This is a genomic window from Actinomadura napierensis, from assembly GCF_039529375.1.
In the GTDB taxonomy this organism is placed as follows: Bacteria; Actinomycetota; Actinomycetes; order Streptosporangiales; family Streptosporangiaceae; genus Spirillospora; species Spirillospora napierensis.
In genome coordinates, this window is record NZ_BAAAMR010000011.1 from 110,559 (window position 1) to 131,074 (window position 20,516).

At 72.7% G+C, this 20,516-nt stretch carries 18 protein-coding genes; 7 read left to right on the forward strand and 11 right to left on the reverse strand.

The annotated features are described in order from the left end of the window. Positions 1-21: 21 nt before the first annotated feature. Entirely contained in the window at positions 22-441 is a 420-nt protein-coding gene (locus ABD296_RS09250) for a CoA-binding protein (protein ID WP_344263632.1), read from the forward strand. Between the two features lie 21 nt (positions 442-462). Here the strand turns inward: ABD296_RS09250 and purE are convergent, their stop codons facing one another. After that, positions 463-957, reverse strand: a complete 495-nt coding sequence (gene purE / locus ABD296_RS09255; RefSeq protein WP_344263634.1) for a 5-(carboxyamino)imidazole ribonucleotide mutase — start codon at positions 955-957, stop codon at positions 463-465. Then, positions 954-2,147: a 5-(carboxyamino)imidazole ribonucleotide synthase gene (locus ABD296_RS09260; RefSeq protein ID WP_344263636.1), complete on the reverse strand. Its 1,194-nt coding sequence runs from the start codon at positions 2,145-2,147 to the stop codon at positions 954-956. The genes purE and ABD296_RS09260 overlap by 4 nt, the downstream gene beginning before the upstream one ends. A 299-nt stretch (positions 2,148-2,446) precedes the next feature. Here ABD296_RS09260 and ABD296_RS09265 point away from each other — a divergent pair, with 299 nt between their 5' ends. Next, positions 2,447-3,034 carry a GtrA family protein gene (locus ABD296_RS09265; protein WP_344263638.1) on the forward strand — a complete coding sequence of 196 codons (588 nt, stop codon included), beginning with the start codon at positions 2,447-2,449 and terminating at the stop codon, positions 3,032-3,034. Between the two features lie 35 nt (positions 3,035-3,069). On the opposite strand, the gene ABD296_RS09270 is transcribed toward ABD296_RS09265, so the two are convergent. From ABD296_RS09270 to glgX, 5 genes are all read right to left on the reverse strand, one after another. Then, complete coding sequence (locus ABD296_RS09270; protein WP_344263641.1) at positions 3,070-4,347, reverse strand: ATP-binding protein; 1,278 nt, start codon at positions 4,345-4,347, stop codon at positions 3,070-3,072. A 101-nt stretch (positions 4,348-4,448) separates the two neighbouring features. After that, positions 4,449-5,120 carry a response regulator transcription factor gene (locus tag ABD296_RS09275; RefSeq protein ID WP_019629095.1) on the reverse strand — a complete coding sequence of 224 codons (672 nt, stop codon included), beginning with the start codon at positions 5,118-5,120 and terminating at the stop codon, positions 4,449-4,451. Positions 5,121-5,296: 176 nt separating this feature from the next. After that, complete coding sequence (treZ, locus tag ABD296_RS09280) at positions 5,297-7,102, reverse strand: malto-oligosyltrehalose trehalohydrolase (RefSeq protein ID WP_344263655.1); 1,806 nt, start codon at positions 7,100-7,102, stop codon at positions 5,297-5,299. Beyond that, entirely contained in the window at positions 7,099-9,378 is a 2,280-nt protein-coding gene (gene treY, locus ABD296_RS09285; protein ID WP_344263657.1) for a malto-oligosyltrehalose synthase, read from the reverse strand. The genes treZ and treY overlap by 4 nt, the downstream gene beginning before the upstream one ends. Next, positions 9,371-11,527, reverse strand: a complete 2,157-nt coding sequence (glgX, locus tag ABD296_RS09290; RefSeq protein ID WP_344263659.1) for a glycogen debranching protein GlgX — start codon at positions 11,525-11,527, stop codon at positions 9,371-9,373. Before glgX ends, treY begins: the two co-directional genes overlap by 8 nt. A 188-nt stretch (positions 11,528-11,715) precedes the next feature. On the opposite strand from glgX, the gene ABD296_RS09295 reads away from it, so the two are divergent. Further along, entirely contained in the window at positions 11,716-12,033 is a 318-nt protein-coding gene (locus tag ABD296_RS09295) for a (2Fe-2S)-binding protein (RefSeq protein WP_344263661.1), read from the forward strand. 90 nt (positions 12,034-12,123) lie between these two features. Next, complete coding sequence (bfr, locus tag ABD296_RS09300; protein WP_344263693.1) at positions 12,124-12,621, forward strand: bacterioferritin; 498 nt, start codon at positions 12,124-12,126, stop codon at positions 12,619-12,621. A gap of 6 nt (positions 12,622-12,627) precedes the next feature. On the opposite strand, the gene ABD296_RS09305 is transcribed toward bfr, so the two are convergent. Then, entirely contained in the window at positions 12,628-13,659 is a 1,032-nt protein-coding gene (locus tag ABD296_RS09305; protein WP_344263663.1) for an adenylate/guanylate cyclase domain-containing protein, read from the reverse strand. 111 nt (positions 13,660-13,770) lie between these two features. Continuing rightward, entirely contained in the window at positions 13,771-14,634 is an 864-nt protein-coding gene (locus ABD296_RS09310) for a biotin--[acetyl-CoA-carboxylase] ligase (protein ID WP_344263665.1), read from the reverse strand. An 83-nt stretch (positions 14,635-14,717) separates the two neighbouring features. Here ABD296_RS09310 and ABD296_RS09315 point away from each other — a divergent pair, with 83 nt between their 5' ends. Further along, entirely contained in the window at positions 14,718-15,491 is a 774-nt protein-coding gene (locus ABD296_RS09315; RefSeq protein WP_344263667.1) for an enoyl-CoA hydratase/isomerase family protein, read from the forward strand. Between the two features lie 16 nt (positions 15,492-15,507). Here ABD296_RS09315 and ABD296_RS09320 read toward each other — a convergent pair whose 3' ends face one another. Continuing rightward, positions 15,508-15,840: a TraR/DksA family transcriptional regulator gene (locus tag ABD296_RS09320; RefSeq protein WP_344263669.1), complete on the reverse strand. Its 333-nt coding sequence runs from the start codon at positions 15,838-15,840 to the stop codon at positions 15,508-15,510. Between the two features lie 126 nt (positions 15,841-15,966). Beyond that, positions 15,967-18,573, reverse strand: coding sequence for a phosphoenolpyruvate carboxylase (locus tag ABD296_RS09325; protein WP_344263695.1), 2,607 nt, complete (start codon positions 18,571-18,573; stop codon positions 15,967-15,969). Between the two features lie 133 nt (positions 18,574-18,706). On the opposite strand from ABD296_RS09325, the gene ABD296_RS09330 reads away from it, so the two are divergent. Together ABD296_RS09330 and ABD296_RS09335 are read left to right on the forward strand one after the other, a co-directional pair. After that, positions 18,707-20,299 carry an acyl-CoA carboxylase subunit beta gene (locus tag ABD296_RS09330; protein WP_344263671.1) on the forward strand — a complete coding sequence of 531 codons (1,593 nt, stop codon included), beginning with the start codon at positions 18,707-18,709 and terminating at the stop codon, positions 20,297-20,299. A 67-nt stretch (positions 20,300-20,366) separates the two neighbouring features. Next, positions 20,367-20,516, forward strand: a 150-nt coding sequence (locus ABD296_RS09335; RefSeq protein WP_344263697.1) for an acyl-CoA carboxylase subunit epsilon, incomplete at its 3' end; no start/stop codon positions are given.

Here is a 20,516-nt window from a genome sequence, read left to right on the forward strand (position 1 = left end):
GGCAGGGGTGTTGTTTCGGGCATGGGTGATGTCTATGCCGATCCGGATGTGATCAGCCGGCTGCTGGGCGAGTCCAGGACGTGGGCGTTCGTGGGGCTCGGCGACAATCCGGGGCGCGAGGTCCACAACCAGGCGCGGCTGCTGCAGCGGCGCGGCAAGCGGATCATCCCGGTGCATCCGTCCGGGAAGAGCGTGCTGGGCGAGCGGGCTTACGCCTCGCTGGCGGACGTGCCGGACGGGTCCGAGGTGGACGTCGTCGGCGTGTACCGGCGCGCCGAGCACGCAGGGGCGGTCGTGGACGAGGCGATCGCGGCGGGCGCGAAGGCCGTGTGGATGCCGCTGGACGTGGTCGACGAGGCGGCGGCCCGGCGCGCCAAGGACGCCGGGCTCGACGTGGTCATGGACCGCTGCCCCGCCGTGGAGTGGAGCCGCCGGCACTGAGGGACGCGCCGGGCCGAGCCGTCAGAGGCTCTCTCGGAGGCGTTCGCCCTTCGCCTTGGCCTGGTCGTACAGCGATTGCTGAAAGTCCTTCATCTTCGCCTGGAGGGCCTCGTCGGACGCGGCGAGGATGCGGACGGCCAGCAGCCCGGCGTTGCGGGCCGCGCCGACCGCGACCGTCGCGACCGGGACGCCGGCGGGCATCTGCACGATCGACAGCAGCGAGTCCATGCCGTCGAGGTATTTCAGCGGGACGGGGACGCCGATCACCGGCAGCGGTGTCACGGAGGCGAGCATGCCGGGCAGGTGGGCGGCTCCGCCTGCGCCGGCGATGATCGCGCGGAGCCCGCGCCCGGCGGCCTGCTCGCCGTAGGCGATCATGTCGTGCGGCATCCGGTGCGCGGACACGACATCGGCCTCGTAGGGGACGCCGAACTCCTCAAGGGCCTCCCCGGCGGCCTTCATGACCGGCCAGTCGGAGTCGCTGCCCATCACCACGCCGACGAGCGGGCTGCTCATGTGTGCTCCTTCATCGCCGGACCCCAGCGCAGGTAGTCGGCCGCGTGCCGGGCGCGTTCGCGCAGGTCGGCCAGGTCGTCGCCGAGCACGGTGACGTGCCCGATCTTGCGTCCGGGGCGGGACTCCTTGCCGTACATGTGCACCTTGACGCCCGGGTCGTGCGCCATCACGTGGATGTAGCGAGGGTAGACGTCGGGGTCGTCGCCGCCGAGGACGTTCGCCATCACCGTGTAGCGGGCGGTCGGTTCGGTGGAGCCGAGCGGCAGGTCCAGGACGGCGCGCAGGTGCTGCTCGAACTGGGACGTGCGGGCGCCCTCGATCGTCCAGTGCCCGGAGTTGTGCGGGCGCATCGCCAGCTCGTTGACCAGCAGGCCGCGCCCGCTGCCCTGCCGGCCGGTCCGCGGCGCCTCGGTCTCGAACAGCTCGACCGCGAGCAGCCCGGCGACGCCCAGCTCGTCGGCGATCCGCAGGGCGAGGCTCTGCGCCTCGGCGGCCAGCTCGCCGGACAGCCCCGGCGCCGGCGAGATCACCTCGACGCAGATGCCGTCCTTCTGGACGGTCTCCACGATCGGGTACGCGGCGCCCTGCCCGTAGGGCGAGCGCGCGACCAGCGCGGCCAGCTCCCGGCGGAACGGAACGTGCTGTTCGACCATCAGCTCGACGCCGCCGCCGGCCAGCCGCTCGACCAGCTCGACCGTCTCGACGCCGAGGCTGTCCACGACCCAGACGCCCTTGCCGTCGTAGCCGCCGCGGGTCGCCTTCAGCACCAGCGGCCAGCCGTGCTCGTGCCCGAACGCCTCCAGCGCCGGCATCGGCGCGGACGACGGCAGCGGCGCGAAGGCGGGGCAGGGCACGCCGGACGCGCTGAGCCGCTCCCGCATGACCAGCTTGTCCTGGGCGTGCGCGAGGGCGGCCGAGCCCGGCCGGCACGGCGTCCCGGACTCCTCCAGCTTCGCGATGTGCGGGCCGGGGACGTGCTCGTGGTCGAAGGTCACCACGTCGCAGCCCTCGGCGAACGCCATCAGGTCGTCGAGGGCGCGGTCGTCGCCGATCCGGACGTCCGCGACGGCCCTGGCCGCCGACTCGTCCGGCGCGCCCGCGAGGACGCGCAGCGGCACGCCGAGGGCGATCGCGGCCTGCTGGGTCATCCGCGCCAGCTGGCCGCCTCCCGCCATTCCGACGACGGGCATGTCACGCCGGGGGGACCGGTCCGGGGGGCGCTGCGGGTCCTCCCCGTTCGATGGGTGCCGACCTGGAATGCTCACGTCAGAAGGCTATCGGGCCCTCGAACCGAACGAATCACCCGTTCCGGGCGTCGTAGGTGTGTGGGCCACCGGACGCGGGGCAGGGAACGGGAGGAGAGCCCTGAACGTTCATGTTCCGACGCCGCGGGGGCCGGGGGCGTCTATCCTCGTTGTGCTCCCGTAGCAGCCGCCGCGCCATCGGCAGCGGCACCACCAGCCGAGGTCCGGAAGGACGGTTCCCCTTCGTGAGCCTGGTCGCCTCTCTCCACCGGCGTTTCGCGCACCTGCTGCGCGAGCTCGCCCAGTTCGGCAGCGTGGGCGCGATCGCCTTCGTGATCACGGTCGGCATCGGCAACGGGATGAACAGCGGCCTCGGCATGGGGCCGCTGACCTCCAACGGTGTGGCGACCATCGTCGCGACGACGTTCGCCTACCTCGCGAACCGGTACTGGACGTTCCGGCACCGCGACCGCACCGGGCTCGGCCGCGAGTACGCGCTGTTCTTCGCGCTGAACGGCGTCGGCCTGGTGATCACGGAGATGTTCATCGGCTTCACCCACTACGTGCTGGGCCTGACCGGCGCGATCCCGTACAACATCTCGCTGGTGATCGGCACCGCCGTCGCCACGCTGTTCCGCTTCTGGTCGTACAAGAAGTGGGTGTTCCTGCCCGCGAGCGCGCCGCCGGTCGACCCGGCGTCGGGGCTGCCCGAGGGCCCCGGGGCGCACGCCGCGGGCAGCAGGCCCTTCCCGCCCGGCCCGGCCGGACCGGGCGGGCGCCTCGGGCACCCGCTCGACCAGGACACCGCGGGCGACTACGCCCAGTTCTCCTGACCCGCGGGTCTCCCTGACCTGCCGTCCTGCCCGCCTCAGGCAGGCCCGAGGACGACGCGCTCGCCGGCCAGCCGGGCCTCGGCGGCCTCGCGCAGGAACACCCCGAACACCGCCGGACGGGACTGCAGCAGCTCCAGCCGCCCGCCGTCCACGACCGCCAGCGAGCGGGCCAGGTAGAGGCCGAGGCCGGTGCCGCGGCCGCCGCTGACGCTGCGTTCGAAGATCCGCGGTTCCAGCTCCGGCGGGATGCCCTGCCCCTCGTCGCCGACCTCCACCACGACCGAGCTGGCGCCCGGCTTGGTGTGGATGGTGACGGTTCCGGCGCCGTGCATCAGCGAGTTGTCCAGCAGCGTCGCGACGATCTGCGACAGCCCCTCCGGGTTGGTCATGCCGACCAGGCCCTGCTCGCCGACGATCCGCACGTCCCGGCCGTCCCGCCGGAAGATCGGCCGCCACTCCTCCACCTGCTGGCGGATGATGTCGTCGATCGGGGACGCGACGGCGCCGCCGGTGCGGTCGTGCCGGGCGCGGGCGAGCAGCTGCTCGACGACGGCGACGAGCCGCTCGGTCTGCGCGACGGCCGCGGCGCCCTCCTCCCGGACGACGTCGGGGTAGTCGGCCGCCTCGATCATCTCCTCCAGCCGCATCGACAGCGCCGTCAGCGGCGTGCGCAGCTGGTGCGAGGCGTCGGAGGCGAACTCGCGGCTGGAGGCGAGCAGGTCGGCGATGCGGACCGCGCTGCGGTCCAGCACCTCGGCGACCCGGTCGACCTCCGGGATGCCGTAGCGGCGGCGCCGCGGCCGGGCGTTGCCCGTGCCGAGCCGGTCGGCGGTCTCGGCGAGGTCCTGCAGCGGCAGCGTGAGCTTGCGCGCCTGGACCATCGCCAGGCCCACCGTGACGGCGACGCCGAGCAGCGCGAGGCTGCCGATGAACAGCAGCAGCCGCAGTTCCTGGTCCTTCAGCTGGGAGGCGGGCCGCGACATCCGCACCCGCACGCCCTGCCCGGACGCCGCGGCGGTGAGCTGCCGCGCGCCCGGCACCGGGCGCGGGCCCGCCTCGACGGCGCGGCCGTCCGGCAGGGTCACCGCGATGTGCCGCCCGGGGTACTCCCGCGCGATCGCGCCGCCGGTGACGGGCTGGCGCGACTCGAGGGTGTAGGCGACGCCGCCGGCGATGGCGGACGCCTCCCGGTCGAGGGACTGCGCGGCTCCCTCGTAGATGAGCTTGTGGGCGGCGTAGGCGAGGGGTATGCCGAGCAACAGGATCGCGACCACCGCCACCGCGAGCGTCGACAGGAGGAGTCGGCGCCTCATCTGGGCTCCTTATGGTGGGGCCACGCCCGGGCGGGGCGCCCCGGGCCTCTCGGGAAGGCCCGGGGGCTGACCGCGCGGCCATGGCGGCCGGTACGGGCCTGTCAGTCGCCGCGTTCGAACCGGAAGCCGACGCCCCGCACCGTGGTGATGTAGCGGGGACTGCCGGCGTCGTCGCCGAGCTTGCGGCGCAGCCAGGAGATGTGCATGTCGAGGGTCTTGGTGGAACCCCACCAGTTGGTGTCCCACACCTCGCGCATGATCTGTTCGCGGGTCACGACCTTGCCGGCGTCCCGGACGAGGACGCGCAGCAGGTCGAACTCCTTGGTGGTCAGCTGCAGCTCCTGGTCGCCCATCCAGGCGCGGCGCGACTCGGCGTCGATCCGCACCCCCTGGACGATCGGGGTCTCGGTGCTGCCGCGGCGCAGCAGCGCGCGGACCCGGGCGAGCAGCTCGGCCAGCCGGAACGGCTTGGTGACGTAGTCGTCGGCGCCCGCGTCGAGGCCGACGACGGTGTCGACCTCGTCGGCCCGGGCGGTCAGGATCAGGATCGGAACTCCATGCCCCTCGGCACGGACCCGGCGGGCCACCTCCAGGCCGTCCAGCTCGGGCAGGCCCAGATCGAGGACGATCAGGTCCACGCCGCCCCCGAGCGCCCGCTCGAGCGCCTGCGGACCGTCCGGACTGACTTCGACGGTGTACCCCTCGCGACGCAGCGCGCGGGCGAGAGGCTCGGAGATGGACGTGTCGTCCTCGGCGAGCAGTACTGAGGTCATGAACCGATCGTATGGCCATTCTTGAACGTTTCCCGGGTGCCGCCGCGCTCTTGACCTGCGGTTTGCCACTCGTAGTACATCCTCGAACACCCATCAACCGGGGAGAAGCGGGATCAAGGCGGGCATCGCGCCTCCGGCCGCCGCCCGCCGGGCGGTCCGCGCGGCGCCGCGAACGGTCACCCGAGAACGGCCGCCGACGCTCCGGGAAGGGTCAGCGCCCGCGAATGGGAATCGCCGTTGACGCCGCTTTCCATCCGTATTGCCGGATCTGAGGCGAGCAGTACGCGGCCCTCGCCGTCCGGCAGCGGGAGCCGGACGGTCCCGTCCCCCAGGTTCACCGCGATGCGCAGGGCGCCGCGCCGCATCGTCAGCCAGCGCCCGGTTCCGGCGTCGCCAGTGCCGTTATCGGGGCCGACCTCGACCGACGCGGCGGCCAGCCGCGGGTCGTTCAGCTCCGGCCGTTCGCGGCGCAGCGCGATCAGCGACCGGTGCCAGTCCAGCAGGCCGGCGTGCGGGTCCTTGGCGGGCTCCTCCCAGTCGAGGACGGACCGCCGGAAGGTGTCCACAGCCTGTGGATCGGGGACCTCGCCGGTCCAGCCATGCCGGGAGAACTCCCTGCGCCGCCCCTCGCTGACGGCCCGCGCCAGGTCCGGGTCGCGGTGGTCGGTGAAGTAGCACCAGGGCGTGGACGCGCCCCATTCCTCGCCCATGAAGAGCATGGGCGTGAACGGCGCCAGGACGAGCAGTGCCGCGCCCGCCTTGAGCAGTCCTGGGGACAGTCCATTCCCGGCGAGGACGGCGCCTATACGGTCCCCTGCGCCCCTGTTACCGACCTGGTCGTGGTTCTGCAGAAAACCGAGGAACCGGTGCGCCGGCATCATTTCGACGTCCACGGGACGGCCATGACGGTGCCCCCGGTAGGTCGACATCGTCCCGTCGTGCACGAACACGCGGGTGAGCGCCTTTTTGAGGGTTTCCATGGAACCGAAGTCGCAGTAATAGCCCTGCCGTTCGCCCGTCAGCGCGGCGTGCAGGGCGTGGTGGAAATCGTCGCTCCACTGCGCGTCGAGCCCGTGTCCGCCCGCTTCCCTGGACGTGACCAGGCGCGGGTCGTTCAGGTCGGATTCCGCTATGAGGAACAACTCGCGTCCCAGATGCGCGGACAAAGCCGATACCGCGCCCGCCATCTCTTCCAATATGTGGACGGCACTGTGGTCGGTGATGGCATGGACGGCGTCCAGACGCAGCCCGTCGAAGTGGTAGTCGCGCAGCCACATCAACGCGTTCTCTATGGCGAAGGCGCGTACCCCGTCCGAGCCGTCCTGGTCGAAGTTGACCGCGTCACCCCAAGGGGTGCTGTGCGCACTGGTGAAGTAGGGGCCGTAGTCGCCCAGGTGGTTACCGTCGGGCCCGAGATGGTTGTAGACGACGTCGAGTACGACGGCGAGGCCGCGCGTATGGGCGGCGTTCACGAAACGCTTCAGCCCATCGGGGCCGCCATAGGGTTCGTGGGGCGCCCATAGGCAGGCGCCGTCGTAACCCCACCCGTGGTGCCCGGGAAAGGACGCGACGGGGAGGATCTCCACGGCGTCGATTCCGAGCGCGACGAGATGGTCGAGCCTCTCGATCGCCGCGTCGAACGTCCCTTCCGGGGTGAACGTGCCGACGTGCATCTCGTACAGGACGCTTCCGGGGAGCGGGCGCCCGCGCCATTGGCCGTCCGTCCAGTCGAACCGGCCGTGCTCGTAGACGTGGCTGGGGCCGTGGACGCCGTCGGGCTGCCACAGGGAACGCGGATCGGGAAGGGGCTCGGCGGCGCCGTCCAGGGCGAAGCCGTAGCCGGTGCCGTGCCCGGCGCCGGCGATCTCGGCCGCCCACCAGCCGGACCGTCCCTCCACCCGCGCCATGGGATGCCGGGCGCCGGCGACGACGACGTCGACCTGCCGGGCCTCGGGGGCCCAGACCTCGAAACGCTTACTCACCTGTCGATCTCCCGGGGGACGATCAGCGCGACGGGCAGATGCGCGAACACGGCGGCGGCGTCCAGGCGCGGGCCCCAGTGCGTGACGCCGGTGAGGACGTCGCGCCAGCCCTGCCGGCCGACGTCCACCTCCGTCCCGTCCCAGCCGCCCCGGCGCTCCAGGCCGGCCGGCAGCCGGGTGGCGAGCGCGACGGCGCCGCCCCGCCGGAACGCCACGACGTGGTCGGCGGCGGGCCCGGCGACGGGGATCGGCTCATGGCCCGCCGGAGGGCCGAACCACCGCGGATGCGACCGGCGCAGCCGCAGCGTCCGCGACGTCACCAGCAGCTTCTCGTCGTCGACGTCCTTGGGCGGGCGGCCGGTGTCGAGCCGGTGCAGCCGCTCGCGGCGGCGCCCGTAGTCGACCGGCCTCCGATTGTCGGGATCGACCAGCGCCAGGCCGGTCAGCTCGCAGCCCTGGTAGACGTCGGGGACGCCCGGCATCGCCAGCTGGACGAGCTTCTGCCCCAGCGCGTTCACCCGCGCGTACGGGTCGAGCCGCGCGACGAACGCGGTCACGTCGGTGACCAGGTCGGGGTCCTCCAGGACGCGCCGCGCGTAGCCGAGGGCCCCGTTCTCATAGGCGGGGTCCTGGTCCGCCCAGGATGTCCGCGTCTTGGCTTCGCGCATGGCCTTGACGAGGAACTCCTGCAGACGGTCGGGCGTGATCGGCCACGCGCCCACGAGCGTCTGCCACAACAGGTATTCCAGGTCGGGTTCCATCGGCGACTCGGCGGGCCCCCACCAGGAGCGCCACCGGTTCACCGCGTCGGCCCACTCCTCCGGCAGTTCCGACAGGACGGCCAGCCGCGCCCGCACGTCCTCCTGGCGCTTGGTGTCGTGCGTGGACAGCGTCGTCATCGTGGACGGCCAGTCCCGCGCGAGCCGGATGCAGTGGGCGTGGAAGTCGACCTGGCTCACGGAGAAGCGTCCGGGGTCGCCGCCCACCTCGTTCAGCGCGGCCATGCGGTTCCAGCGGTAGAAGGCGGTGTCCTCCACGCCCTTGGCGGCCAGCGGGGCCGACGTCTGCTGGAACCTCACGATGAACTCGGGATCGGACTTCTCACCCCGTCCGAGCGCCAGGTCCACCACCGTTTCCAATGCGGGATGCAGATCCTCCGGCAGGTGTCCGCGCGCTCTCTGGGCGGCCTCGTTCAGGACGCCCACGGCCTGCGGCGGCGGGTCCTCACCGGGGACGACGTAGGCGCGGTAGACGGGCATCGCCACGAGCAGCTCCCGCAAGGCCCGTTCGAGGTCCGGGTCACGCCGCCCCACCACGCGGGTGAGGACGCGCATGAGCCGGTCCATCTCCGGCTTCATGCCGTGCGTCGCGGCGTGCAGGCGCGCGTCGCGCTCGACCTCCTCGAAACCCGCCGGGCCGCCGGTCAGCGCCACGTAGAGGTCGGTGAGCGGCTTCTCCCCGGCCGGGTCGACGAACAGGCCGCCGATCATGCCGAGCGAGTCGTAGCCGGTCGTGCCCGCGCACGGCCAGTCCACCGGCAGCCGCTCCTCCCCCTCGGTGATCTTCTCCACCAGCAGCCAGTGGTCCGGCCCGGCGTCCGGCCCGGGATCCGGCAGGGCGTCCGCGAGGCGGCGCAGGTAGCCGCGCGGCTCGGCGAGGCCGTCCGGGTGGTCGACGCGCAGGCCGTCCACCAGCCCCTGCCCGACCAGGCCGAGCAGCAGCGCGTGCGTCCGCTCGAAGACCTCCGGGTCCTCCTGCCGGAGCCCGATCAGCCCCGAGATGTCGAAGAACCGGCGGTAGTTCGGCTCCCCCTGCCCGGGCAGGACGATCCGCCCGCCGCCCGCGTCCCAGTCGACGTCGAACCATTTGGCGTACGGCGACGACGGCCCCTCCGCCAGGACGGCGTTGAGCGGCAGGTTCAGGTCGGGCGGCACCGGCACGGCCATGTGGTTCGGGACGATGTCGACCAGCACCCGCAGCCCGTGCGCGCGGAACCGCTGCGCCATCGCACCGAACGCCTCGCCGCCGCCCAGCTCGTCCGACAGCTTCGAGTGGTCGACCACGTCATAGCCGTGCGTGGATCCGGGCGCGGCCTGCAGGATCGGCGACAGGTACACGTGCGACACGCCCAGCGCCGCCAGGTAGGGGGCCAGCGCGGCGGCCTCGTCGAACCCGAAGCGGCCGTCGGGCGTGCCGCGCAGCTGGAGCCGGTACGTGCCGGACGGGGGTGCGGTCTGCTCGGGGGGAACCCGCTCGGGGGGAACGTCGTCAGACACGGCGCAGCACCTGGATGGAGCGGGCGGCGACCCGCACGGACTCTCCGGCCTTGACCACGGGGGACTCCTCCTCGGCGAGCAACGGGTCGGCGGTGTCGAGCACCTTGGCCCACATCTGGCCGTACGCGGCGGGCGGCAGCGCGAACGTCAGCTCCCCGTCGTGCGCGCTGACCAGCAGCAGGAACGAGTCGTCGCGGACCTGCCGGCCGCGCCGGTCGGGCTCGCCGATCGCCTCGCCGTTGAGGAACACGTTCAGCGACTTGTTGAACCCGGCGGTCCAGTCCTCGTCGTCCATCTCGTCGCCGCTGGGCGTGAACCACACCAGGTCGGGCAGCGCGCTGGAATCGGCTCCCCGCGCCGCGGACGGCCGGTCGCCGACGAAGAACCGGCGGCGCCGGAACACCGGGTGCTCGGTCCGCAGCTTCGACAGCCGCCGGACGAAGTCGAGCAGCGGCCCGCGCTCGTCGAAGAACGTCTCCTCGTGCAGGCCGGTCCAGTCGACCCAGGAGATCTCGGTGTCCTGGCAGTAGGCGTTGTTGTTGCCCTGCTGGGTGCGGCCCAGCTCGTCGCCGTGCAGCAGCATCGGGACGCCCTGCGACAGGAACAGCGTGGTCAGGAAGTTGCGCTTCTGCCGCTCGCGGAGCGCGACGATGTCGAGGTCGTCGACCGGGCCCTCGTAGCCGCAGTTCCACGAGCGGTTGTCGTCGCTGCCGTCCCGGTTGGCCTCGCCGTTGGCGTCGTTGTGCTTGCCGTTGTACGACACCAGGTCGTGCAGGGTGAACCCGTCGTGGCAGGTCACGAAGTTGATCGAGGCGATCGGGCGGCGGCCGTCGTCGGCGTACAGGTCGGACGACCCGGTCAGCCGGGACGCGAAGCCGGGCATGGCGCCCGGCTGCCCGCGCCAGTAGTCGCGCATCGTGTCGCGGTACTTGCCGTTCCACTCCGTCCACAGCGGCGGGAAGTTGCCGACCTGGTAGCCGCCCTCCCCCACGTCCCACGGCTCGGCGATCAGCTTGACCTGTGAGACCACCGGGTCCTGCTGGACGAGGTCGAAGAACGCCGACAGCCGGTCCACCTCGTGCAGCTCGCGGGCCAGCGTCGCCGCCAGGTCGAAGCGGAACCCGTCGACGTGCATCTCCGTCACCCAGAACCGCAGCGAGTCCATGATCAGCTGCAGGACGTGCGGGCTGCGCATCAGCAGGCTGTTCCCGGTGCCCGTGGTGTCCATGTAGTAGCGCTGGTCGCCCTCGGTCAGCCGGTAGTACGAGGCGTTGTCGATCCCCCGGAACGACAGCGTCGGCCCGAGGTGGTTGCCCTCGGCGGTGTGGTTGTAGACCACGTCGAGGATCACCTCGATGTCCGCCTCGTGCAGCGCCTTCACCATCGCCTTGAACTCCAGCACCTGCTCGCCGCGCTCCCCCGACGAGGAGTACTCGCCGTGCGGCGCGAAGAACCCGATGGTGTTGTAGCCCCAGTAGTTGCGCAGCCCCCGCTGGATCAGCGCGTCGTCGTGGACGAACTGGTGCACCGGCATCAACTCCACCGCCGTGACGCCGATCGACTTCAGATGGTCGATGATCACCGGGTGGGCGAGGCCGGCGTAGGTGCCGCGCAGCGCCGGCGGGATGTCCGGATGCCGGGCGGTGAGCCCCTTGACGTGCGCCTCGTAGATCACCGTCTCGTGGTAGGGGATCCGCGGCGGGCGGTCGTCGCCCCAGTCGAAGTACGGGCTGACGACCACCGAGCGCATCGTGTGCTCCGCCGAGTCCAGGTCGTTGCTCGACCACGGGTCGCCGAACCGGTAGCCGAAGCACGACTCGTCCCAGTCGACGCGTCCCTCGATCGCCTGCGCGTAGGGGTCGAGCAGGAGCTTGGCCGGGTTGCACCGCAGGCCGCGCGGCGGATCGTACGGCCCGTGCACCCGGAACCCGTACCGCCTGCCCGGCATCACCCCGGGGAGGTATCCGTGCCAGACGAACGCGTCGACCTCCGGCAGCGCCAGCCGCGTCTCCTCTCCATCGCCCGTCGGTCCGTCGAACAGGCAGAGCTCCACCCGCTCGGCCGCCTCGGAGTAGACGGCGAAGTTCGTGCCCGCGCCGTCGAACCGGGCTCCGAGGGGGTACGCATCGCCCGGCCATACCTGTGCCACTGTCCCGCCCTCCCGTCGTGCCGACGGAAGCCCTTCCCCATGAGGGCTGAATCACACCGATTGGGAGCCCACTGGCCAGATCGGACATCGGTGGGTTACCTTAGGGGAGCCTTACCTTAATGAGGGTGCCCTAAAGGGCTAGGTCAGGCACGCCGGTCCAGTTGGTCGCACGGAAGGTTCCCCACCGGATGTACGTCTGCGTCTGCAACGCGATCACGGAGGACGACGTGCACGGCTGCCTGGCCGGCGGCGCCTGCGGCACGGCCAAGGAGGTCAAGGCGGCCTGCGGCTTCAAGCCCGGCTGCGGCTCCTGCACCAAGCGGCTGCACGCGATGGTCAGCCAGTACCGCACCGCGAGCGAGTTCGCCGACGCCCTGACCGGCGGCCCGCTGCCCCTCGCCGCCGTCCCCGACGCGCCCGGCACCCCGGCCACCGTGGAGCCGGCCGCCGCGGAAGGGATCGTCCCGCCCGCCGCGAAGGGAGCCGCGCCGCCCACCGCCGCCTGAGCCGCCGCCATCACCCGCACGGCCGCCACCGACCGGCGAACACGTGCCGCTGCGGCGATCAAGGCTGCCCACTGTGGAAGCATGAGGCGCATGGAAGGCGACAAGGACATCATCGCGCTGCTCAACGAGCAGCTCACCGCGGAACTGACGGCCATCAACCAGTACTTCCTGCACTCCAAGATGCAGGAGAACTGGGGCTTCACCCGGATAGCGAAGCACACCCGCGACGAGTCGATCGACGAGATGCGGCACGCCGAGCGGCTCACCGACCGGATCCTGTTCCTGGAGGGCCTGCCGAACTACCAGAAGCTCGGCACCCTGCGGATCGGCCAGACCGTCGTCGAGCAGCTCAAGGCCGACCTCGAGGTCGAGATGGAGGCCGTCGCGCGGCTGCGGCCCGGCATCGAGCTGATGCGCTCGCGCGGCGACGTCACGTCCGCGCGGATCTTCGAGGACATCCTCGCCGACGAGGAGTACCACATCGACTACCTGGAGACCGAGCTGAGCCTGGTGCAGGCCCTGGGCGAGCAGAACTACCTGCAGCGCCTCACCGACGCGCCCGGCGAGGAGATCAGCAAGCCGGTGTGACCCGGCCTAGCGGCCGCCGTCGCCCGGCGGCCCGTCCTGGGGACGCGGCGCGCGGCGCAGCACGAACGGCTGCACGATGCCGAGCCCCTGGACGGGCCGCCGGACGATCCGGGTGACCGCGTAGGCCGGCTCGGACTCCAGCCGCGCCGCCAGCTCGCTGTCGATCACCACCGAGCCCGGCCGGGCCAGCGCCGTCAGCCGCGCCGCGAGGTTCACCGTGGTGCCGAACACGTCGCCCATCAGCGGCAGGACCGGCCCGTGCGCCACGCCGACCCGCACGTCCGGCACCTCCGTCTCGTCCTGGATCGCCGCCGCGATCGTCAGCGCGATCTCCGCGCCGACCGCCGGCGACTCGGCGCTGAACAGCACCTCGTCGCCCAGCGTCTTCACCAGCCGGCCCCCGCACGCGGCGATGATGTCGGCGGCGGTCTCCTCGAACCACTCCACCACCCGGGCCAGCTCGATCTCTTCCAGCTCCCGGCTGACCTGCGTGAACGACACCATGTCCGCGAACCCGACGGTGGTCAGCGGGCGGCCGGCCGGGTCCCCGTTCTCCCGGGTCGCCGCCGACGCGATCGCCCGCGTCCCCGCCGCGGCCAGCTGCCGCCGCCACGCGTGCACCACCAGCGGCTCGAACGCGTCGATGTGCTTGTCGGCGATCTCCACGATCGTGCCGACCGCCTCCGCGGACGGCGCCTCGTTCGGGTCCGGCGCGATCATCTCCTTCATCAGGCTGACCTGCCACTCCGCGAGCCGCGTCATGGTCTGCCCGAACGCCCGGATGAGGCGGATCACGCCCTCCTCGTCCAGCACGCCCTCTTCCATGAGCCGCCGGATCCGGCACAGCGCCGCCACGTCGCCCTCGGTGTAGGCGACCGCGTCGTCCGGCATCGACGGGTACCCGAACGCCCGCCACAGCCGCCCGGTGAACTCCCGCGACACCCCCGACAGCCGGACGGTGTCGACGCGCGTGTAGCGGAGCTCGCCGCCGAGGAGCAGCTCCTCGATCTCCTTAGGATCCGGCAGTCCGCGCGCCATCTTCCGCCCCTCAGTCCGCCGGCGCGCGGGGATCCCGCCGCCGGCGTCGTGAATCGGTACCCCCCATATCGTTGCAGATCCGACGTGACGCAGCGCACCGACCTGCGGTGTTCACCGGACGTGCACCACGTCGCCGGCGTTCACCGCGACGTCACCGCGGGGCCCCTCGACCACCAGCCGGCCCGACCCGTCGACGTCCCGCGCCGTCCCCTCCAGGGTCTGCTCCGCCGGCAGCTCCACCCGGACGCGGCGGCCGAGCGTCGCGCACAGGTCCTTGTAGGCGGTGCGGAGCCCGCTGGACTCCGGATCGCCGCCCAGCATCGTCCACTCGCCGTACCAGGTCCGCATCTCGCGCAGGATCGCGCGCAGCAGCGGCGCCCGGTCGGTGAGCGGCGCGCCCTCGATCGCCAGGGACGTCGCGGTCGGCACCGGCAGCTCCTCCTCGCGCAGCCCCACGTTCAGCCCGACGCCGACGATCAGCGCGCCGTCGACCTTCTCGGCGAGGATCCCGGCGAGCTTGCGGTCCCCGACCAGCAGGTCGTTCGGCCACTTCAGCCGGGCGTCCACCGTCGCGTCGCCGCCGGCGCCGCCGAAGAACCCCTCCCCCGACTCGGCGAACGCGGTCATCCGGCGGACCGCCGTGGCGACCGCGACGCCCGTCAGCAGCGGCAGCCAGCCGAGCAGCGGCACCGGCACGTCCGGCCGCAGCAGCATCGAGAACATCAGCCCCGAGCGCGGCGGCGCCGTCCAGGGCCGGCCGAGCCGCCCCCGGCCCGCCGTCTGCAGCTCGGTCACCAGCACCGTCCCCTCCGGCGCCCCCTCGCGGGCCCGGACGGCGAGGTCGGCGTTGGTCGACCCGGTCTCCGGCACGACGCGCACCTCCCGCCACAGCCCGCCCTCCTGGACGAGCGCGCGCTGCAGCGCCGCCTCGTGCAGCGGCGGGCGGTCGAGGTTCCCATAAGACGATTCGCTCACCCGTCCATCCAACCTCACGAGCCCCCCGGTCTCCCGTACTCCCCGGCCGCCCCGAGCGGCGCGGGCACGGCTAGGGTCGCCCCATGGATGGTGTGACGCTGCGGCGCGACGGGCACGTCGCGGAGATCGTGCTGGACCGGCCCGAGGCCCTCAACGCCCTGTCGACGGCGATGGCGCGGCGGCTGGCCGCGGTGTGCGCGGAGGTCGCGGCGGACGCGTCCGCCCGCGCGGTGGTGCTGAGCGCGGCGGGCGAGAAGGCGTTCTGCGTCGGCGCCGACCTCAAGGAACGCAACTCGATGTCCGACGAGGACCTCCTCGCGCAGCGGCCCGTCTTCCGCGCGGCGTTCGGCGGCGTCCTGAACCTCCCGCAGCCGGTGATCGCGGCGGTGCACGGCTACGCGCTGGGCGGCGGCTGCGAGTTCGCGCTGTCCGCCGACCTGATCGTGGCGGACGAGTCGGCCGTGTTCGGACTGCCCGAGGTGGGCGTCGGGCTCGTCCCCGGCGGCGGCGGGACGCAGCTGGCGCTGCGCAAGCTCGGCCCCGGCAGGGCCGCCGACCTGGTGTTCACCGGCCGCCGCCTCGGCATCGAGGAGGCCCTGGAGTACGGCCTCGCCGACCGGAAGGTGCCCGCCGGGACGGCCCGCGAGGAGGCCCTCGGCATCGCCCAGGTGATCGCGAAGAACTCCCCCACGGCCGTCCGCGCCGCCAAGCGCGCCATGCGCCTCGGCGCCGGCGTCTCCCTGGAGGCGGGCCTCGACCTGGAGGACAACGCCTGGCGCACCGTCGCCTTCTCCGCCGACCGCCGCGAGGGCATCGCCGCGTTCAACGAGAAGCGCAAGCCCAGCTGGCCGTCCTAGACCGCGACCACGGCGATCAGGCGCAGGCGACGCAGGTGCGGGCCGTCGGCCGGGCGGCCAGGCGTTCCGCCGCGATAGGGCCGCCGCAGCGCTCGCAGACTCCGTAGGCGCCGTCGGCGAGCCGGCGCAGCGCGCCGTCGATCTCGTCCAGGTGGGCCTGGGCCCGGCTCAGGGACGCCTCGATCCGTGCGCGTTCGAAGGCGATCGTGGCGCCCTCCGGGTCGTGCTCGTCGTCCACCCCGGTCTGCGCCGACGCCTCGACGACGCCGTCCCAGTCGCGGCGCAGCGACGCCATGAGCTCCAGCGTGCCGGCGCGGTCCTCGGCCAGGCGTTCCTCCGGTCCGGTCACGCCGCGTTCAACGTCCGCCGTGCCCGGCCCGATTCCTCAGCCCAGGGATTTGGCCATGTGGACGACGCTGCGCCCCTTGAGCACCTCGCGGCCGGTCGCCGGTCGCCGCGGGTCCGGCCTCCGTCATCAGCCGGTGTTCTGGAGGCCGGCGGCGACGCCGTTGACCGACAGCAGGAGCAGCGCTTCGAGATGGCTGCGCTCCTCCTCGTCGGTGACGTCCCCGGCGCGCAGGGCGGTGAGGGCGCGGAGCTGGAGGTGCGAGAGCGCGTCCACGTACGGGTTGCGCAGCTCGACGGCGCGGGACAGGACGCGGCGGTTCTCCAGCAGGCGCTCGTGGCCGGTGACCGCGAGGACGAGCCGCCGGGTCCGGTCGTACTCGGCGAGGACGGCCTCGGACAGCTCGGGGCGCCCGCCGAGGGCCAGGTAGCGCTCGGCGATCGCCCGGTCGGACTTGGCGAGGCTCATCTCGGCGTTGTCGAGCAGCGTGTTGAACAGCGGCCACGCCTCGTAGGCCTCGCGGAGCTCGCCGAGGTCGCGGCCGTCGCCGGAGACGGCGGCGAGGCCGCTGCCGAGCCCGTACCAGCCGGGGAGGTTGACGCGGGTCTGCGTCCAGGCGAACACCCACGGGATGGCGCGCAGGTCCTCCAGGCCGCGGGCGGCCTTGCGGCGGGCGGGGCGCGACCCGATGCGCAGCTCGGCGATCTCCTCCAGCGGGCTGACGCGGGCGAACCAGGCGGCGAAGCCGTCGGTCTCGATCAGCGACCGGAACGCGTCCTTGGCGGCCTCGCCGATCTTGTCGGCGAGCGGCCGGAACCGGGCGGCCGCCGCGCGGGCGCGCTCCTGGACGGCGTCGGTCGAGGCCAGCAGCACGGCGCTGGTGACCTGCTCGACGTGCCGCTCGGCGATCTCGGTGCGGCCGTACCGGGCGAAGATCACCTCGCCCTGCTCGGTGACCTTGAAGCGGCCCGCGACGGACCCGGGGGCCTGCGCGAGGATCGCCCGGTTGGCGGGGCCGCCGCCGCGGCCGAGGGACCCGCCGCGGCCGTGGAACAGGGTCAGCGTGATGTCGTTGCGGGCCGCCCACGCGGCGAGGGCCTCCTGCGTGTCGTACAGGCGCAGGGTGGCGCTGGCCGGGCCGAGCTGCTTGGCGGAGTCGGAGTAGCCGAGCATGACCTCCATGCGGCGGCCGGTGTCGTCCAGCCGGCGCCGGACGGCCGGGATCTCCAGCATCCCCTCCAGCACCGACGGGGCGCGCTCCAGGTCCTCGCCGGTCTCGAACAGCGGGATGACGTCGAGGACGGGCGCGCCGTCGCCGAGGGAGGCGGCCAGCTCGTGGACGTTCGCCATGTCCTCGGCGGACCGGGTGAACGACACGATGTAGCGGTGGCAGGCGCGGACGCCGAAGCGCTTCTGGATCCACGCGACGACCCGCAGGGTCTCGAGGATCTCCTCGGTCATCTCCGACAACTCGCCACCGGCCCGGACCTCGGCGAGGGCCTTCTCGTGCAGTTCGGAGTGCTGGCGGATCTCCAGCTCGGCGAGGTGGAAGCCGAACGTCTCGACCTGCCAGATCAGCTGCTGGACGCGCCCGTACGCCTGCCGGGCGGCCCCGGCGGCGGCCAGGGACTCCTGGACGGTCCGCAGGTCGGCGAGCAGCTCGTCCGGGGACGCGTAGGCGAGGTCGGCGTCGCGTTCGCGGGTCGCGGCGATCCGGGTCGCGGCGTACAGCAGGAACTGGCGGTGCGGCTCGCCCGGCGACCGCTTGGCGCCCTCGGCGAGCCGGGACGGATGCGCGGTGCGGGCGGCGGCGAGCGCGTTGCGCAGCCCCGCCGAGGCGGGGGTCGTGGACTCGTGGACGGTCAACTCCCGGCCGATGCGCGCGCACGCGGTCTCGAGCGCGCGCAGCACGTGGTCGGCCTGGATCATGATCGCGTCGCGGGTGACCTGCGCGGTCACGTAGGGGTTGCCGTCCCGGTCGCCGCCGATCCAGCTGCCGAACCGCAGGTACGGGCGGGCCTTCGGCGGCCGGGTGCCGGTGTCGTCCCCGTCGAGGGCGCGGTCGAGGGCCCGGTAGACGTGCGGGACGACCCGGAAGATCGTCTCGTCGAACGCGGCCATCGCGGTGCGGACCTCGTCGAGCGGGTCCATCTGGGTGCCGCGGCGCAGCGCCGTCCGCCACAGCAGGTCGATCTCCTCGCGGAGCCGCCGCTCGGTCTCCTCCCGCTCGCTCGCGCCCTGTCCGGCGTTCAGCGCGGTCAGCAGGTCGCTGATCCGCTGGATCGCGGTGACGACGGCGCGGCGGCGGGCCTCGGTCGGGTGCGCGGTGAAGACCGGCCGGAACTCCAGGCCGTCGATCACCTCGGCGAGCCGGTCGCCGCCCGCGGTGCCGATCTTTTCGGTGCGGATCTCCTCGACGGCCGCGGCCACCGAGCCGGGAACGGTCCCGCCGGCGTCGCGCTCGCGGAGCGTCCGGATGCGGTGGTGCTCCTCGGCGAGGTTCGTCAGGTGGAAGTACACGGTGAACGCGCGGGCGACCTGCTCGGCGCGCTCCAGCGTCCAGCCGTCGACGATCGCGGCGACCTCGTCGGCGGACGTCTCGCCCCGCCGGGCCGCGATCACCGCGTGGCGCAGCCGCTCGACGTCGTCCAGCAGCCCTTGGCCGCCGTACTCCACGAGCCCGTCGCCGAGCATCGCGCCCAGGAGGCGGACGTCGCGCCGCAGCGGTTCGGGCATGTCCTGCCGAAGGATGTCTCGCGTCTTCGTAGCCACGCGCCCCAGCGTAACGATCCGCGGTGCGGCCCAGTTCATCCCGGTCAGCGGGCCCCGCCCGCATGGCCCGGGTCAGCGTGCGGTTACCCTGGCCCGCATGGCGATGGAAGCCCCTGAACCCGCGGTCGAGTACGACATCCACACGACGGCGGGAAAGATCGCGGACCTGGAACGACGCCGCTACGAGGCGGTGCACGCGGGCTCGGCGCGGGCCGTCGAGAAGCAGCACGCCAAGGGCAAGATGACGGCCCGGGAGCGGATCGACGCGCTGCTCGACCCGGGCTCGTTCGTCGAGTTCGACGAGATGGCGCGGCACCGGTCCACCAACTTCGGGATGGAGAAGAACCGGCCCTACGGCGACGGCGTCGTCACCGGGTACGGCACGGTCGACGGCCGCCAGGTCGCGGTGTTCAGCCAGGACTTCACGGTCGCCGGCGGATCCCTCGGCGAGGTGTTCGGCGAGAAGATCGTCAAGGTGATGGACCACGCACTGAAGACCGGCTGCCCGATGATCGGGATCAACGACTCCGGCGGCGCGCGGATCCAGGAGGGCGTGGTCGCGCTCGGCCTGTACGCCGAGATCTTCAAGCGGAACGTGCACGCCTCCGGCGTGATCCCGCAGATCTCGCTGGTGCTCGGGCCCTGCGCGGGCGGCGCGGTGTACTCCCCGGCGATCACCGACTTCATCGTCATGGCCGACCAGACCTCGCACATGTTCATCACCGGCCCGGACGTCATCAAGACGGTCACCGGCGAAGAGGTGACCATGGAGGAGCTGGGCGGGGCGCACTCGCACAACTCCAAGTCCGGCGTGGCGCACTACAAGGCGTCCGACGAGGAGGACGCCTTCGAGTACGTCAAGGCGCTGCTCTCCTACCTGCCGTCCAACAACCTCGCGGACGCGCCCGCGTTCGACGTGCCGGTCGACCCGTCGGAGGTGGACGAGGAGCTCGACACCCTCATCCCCGACTCGCCGAACCAGCCGTACGACATGCACACCGCGATCGAGCACGTGCTGGACGACGGCGAGTTCCTGGAGGTCCAGGAGCTGTTCGCGCCCAACATCATCTGCGGGTTCGGCCGCGTCGAGGGCCACTCGGTCGGCATCGTCGCGAACCAGCCGATGCAGTTCGCCGGGACGCTCGACATCGACGCCTCCGAGAAGGCCGCCCGGTTCGTCCGGACCTGCGACGCGTTCAACCTCCCGGTGCTGACCTTCGTGGACGTCCCCGGCTTCCTGCCCGGCACCGACCAGGAGTGGAACGGGATCATCCGGCGCGGCGCGAAGCTGCTGTACGCCTACGCCGAGGCCACCGTCCCGCTCGTCACCGTGATCACCCGGAAGGCGTACGGCGGCGCGTACGACGTCATGGGCTCCAAGCACCTCGGCGCCGACGTCAACCTGGCGTGGCCGACCGCGCAGATCGCCGTGATGGGCGCGCAGGGCGCGGTGAACATCCTGTACCGGCGCGAACTGGCCGCCGCGGACGAGCCGGACGCCCGCCGCGCCGAGCTGATCACCGAGTACGAGGACACCCTCGCCAACCCCTACGTCGCCGCCGACCGCGGCTACGTCGACGCGGTGATCAAGCCGTCGGAGACGCGCGGGCAGGTCGTCAAGGCGCTGCGGGCGCTGCGCGAGAAGCGCAAGACGCTGCCGCCGAAGAAGCACGGCAACATCCCGCTCTGATCACCGAGACGGACGCCCGTTCCGGGGCCGGACCGCCGCGTCCGGCCCCGGCCGCCGAGGAGAACCCGTGACCGCTGAAGACAAGCCGTTCCTGCAGGTGGTGCGGGGCGACCCGTCCCCCGAGGAGATCGCCGCGCTGGTCGCCGTGCTGACCGCGCGGGCCTGCGCCGCCGGGGCGGCCCGCGCGGGCGGCGAGCCCCGGACGTCCCGGTGGGCG

Excerpts from the sequence above, each read along its gene's own strand:
- purE (WP_344263634.1), bottom strand. The coding sequence starts at position 957 with ATGAGCAGCCCGCTCGTCGGCGTGGTGATGGGCAGCGACTCCGACTGG.
- ABD296_RS09330 (WP_344263671.1), top strand. The coding sequence starts at position 18,707 with ATGGCGATGGAAGCCCCTGAACCCGCGGTCGAGTACGACATCCACACG.
- ABD296_RS09305 (WP_344263663.1), bottom strand. The coding sequence starts at position 13,659 with ATGGCGCGCGGACTGCCGGATCCTAAGGAGATCGAGGAGCTGCTCCTC.
- ABD296_RS09295 (WP_344263661.1), top strand. The coding sequence starts at position 11,716 with ATGTACGTCTGCGTCTGCAACGCGATCACGGAGGACGACGTGCACGGC.
- ABD296_RS09270 (WP_344263641.1), bottom strand. The coding sequence starts at position 4,347 with ATGAGGCGCCGACTCCTCCTGTCGACGCTCGCGGTGGCGGTGGTCGCG.
- ABD296_RS09260 (WP_344263636.1), bottom strand. The coding sequence starts at position 2,147 with ATGCCCGTCGTCGGAATGGCGGGAGGCGGCCAGCTGGCGCGGATGACC.
- ABD296_RS09275 (WP_019629095.1), bottom strand. The coding sequence starts at position 5,120 with ATGACCTCAGTACTGCTCGCCGAGGACGACACGTCCATCTCCGAGCCT.
- ABD296_RS09325 (WP_344263695.1), bottom strand. The coding sequence starts at position 18,573 with ATGCCCGAACCGCTGCGGCGCGACGTCCGCCTCCTGGGCGCGATGCTC.
- ABD296_RS09250 (WP_344263632.1), top strand. The coding sequence starts at position 22 with ATGGGTGATGTCTATGCCGATCCGGATGTGATCAGCCGGCTGCTGGGC.
- bfr (WP_344263693.1), top strand. The coding sequence starts at position 12,124 with ATGGAAGGCGACAAGGACATCATCGCGCTGCTCAACGAGCAGCTCACC.
- ABD296_RS09315 (WP_344263667.1), top strand. The coding sequence starts at position 14,718 with ATGGATGGTGTGACGCTGCGGCGCGACGGGCACGTCGCGGAGATCGTG.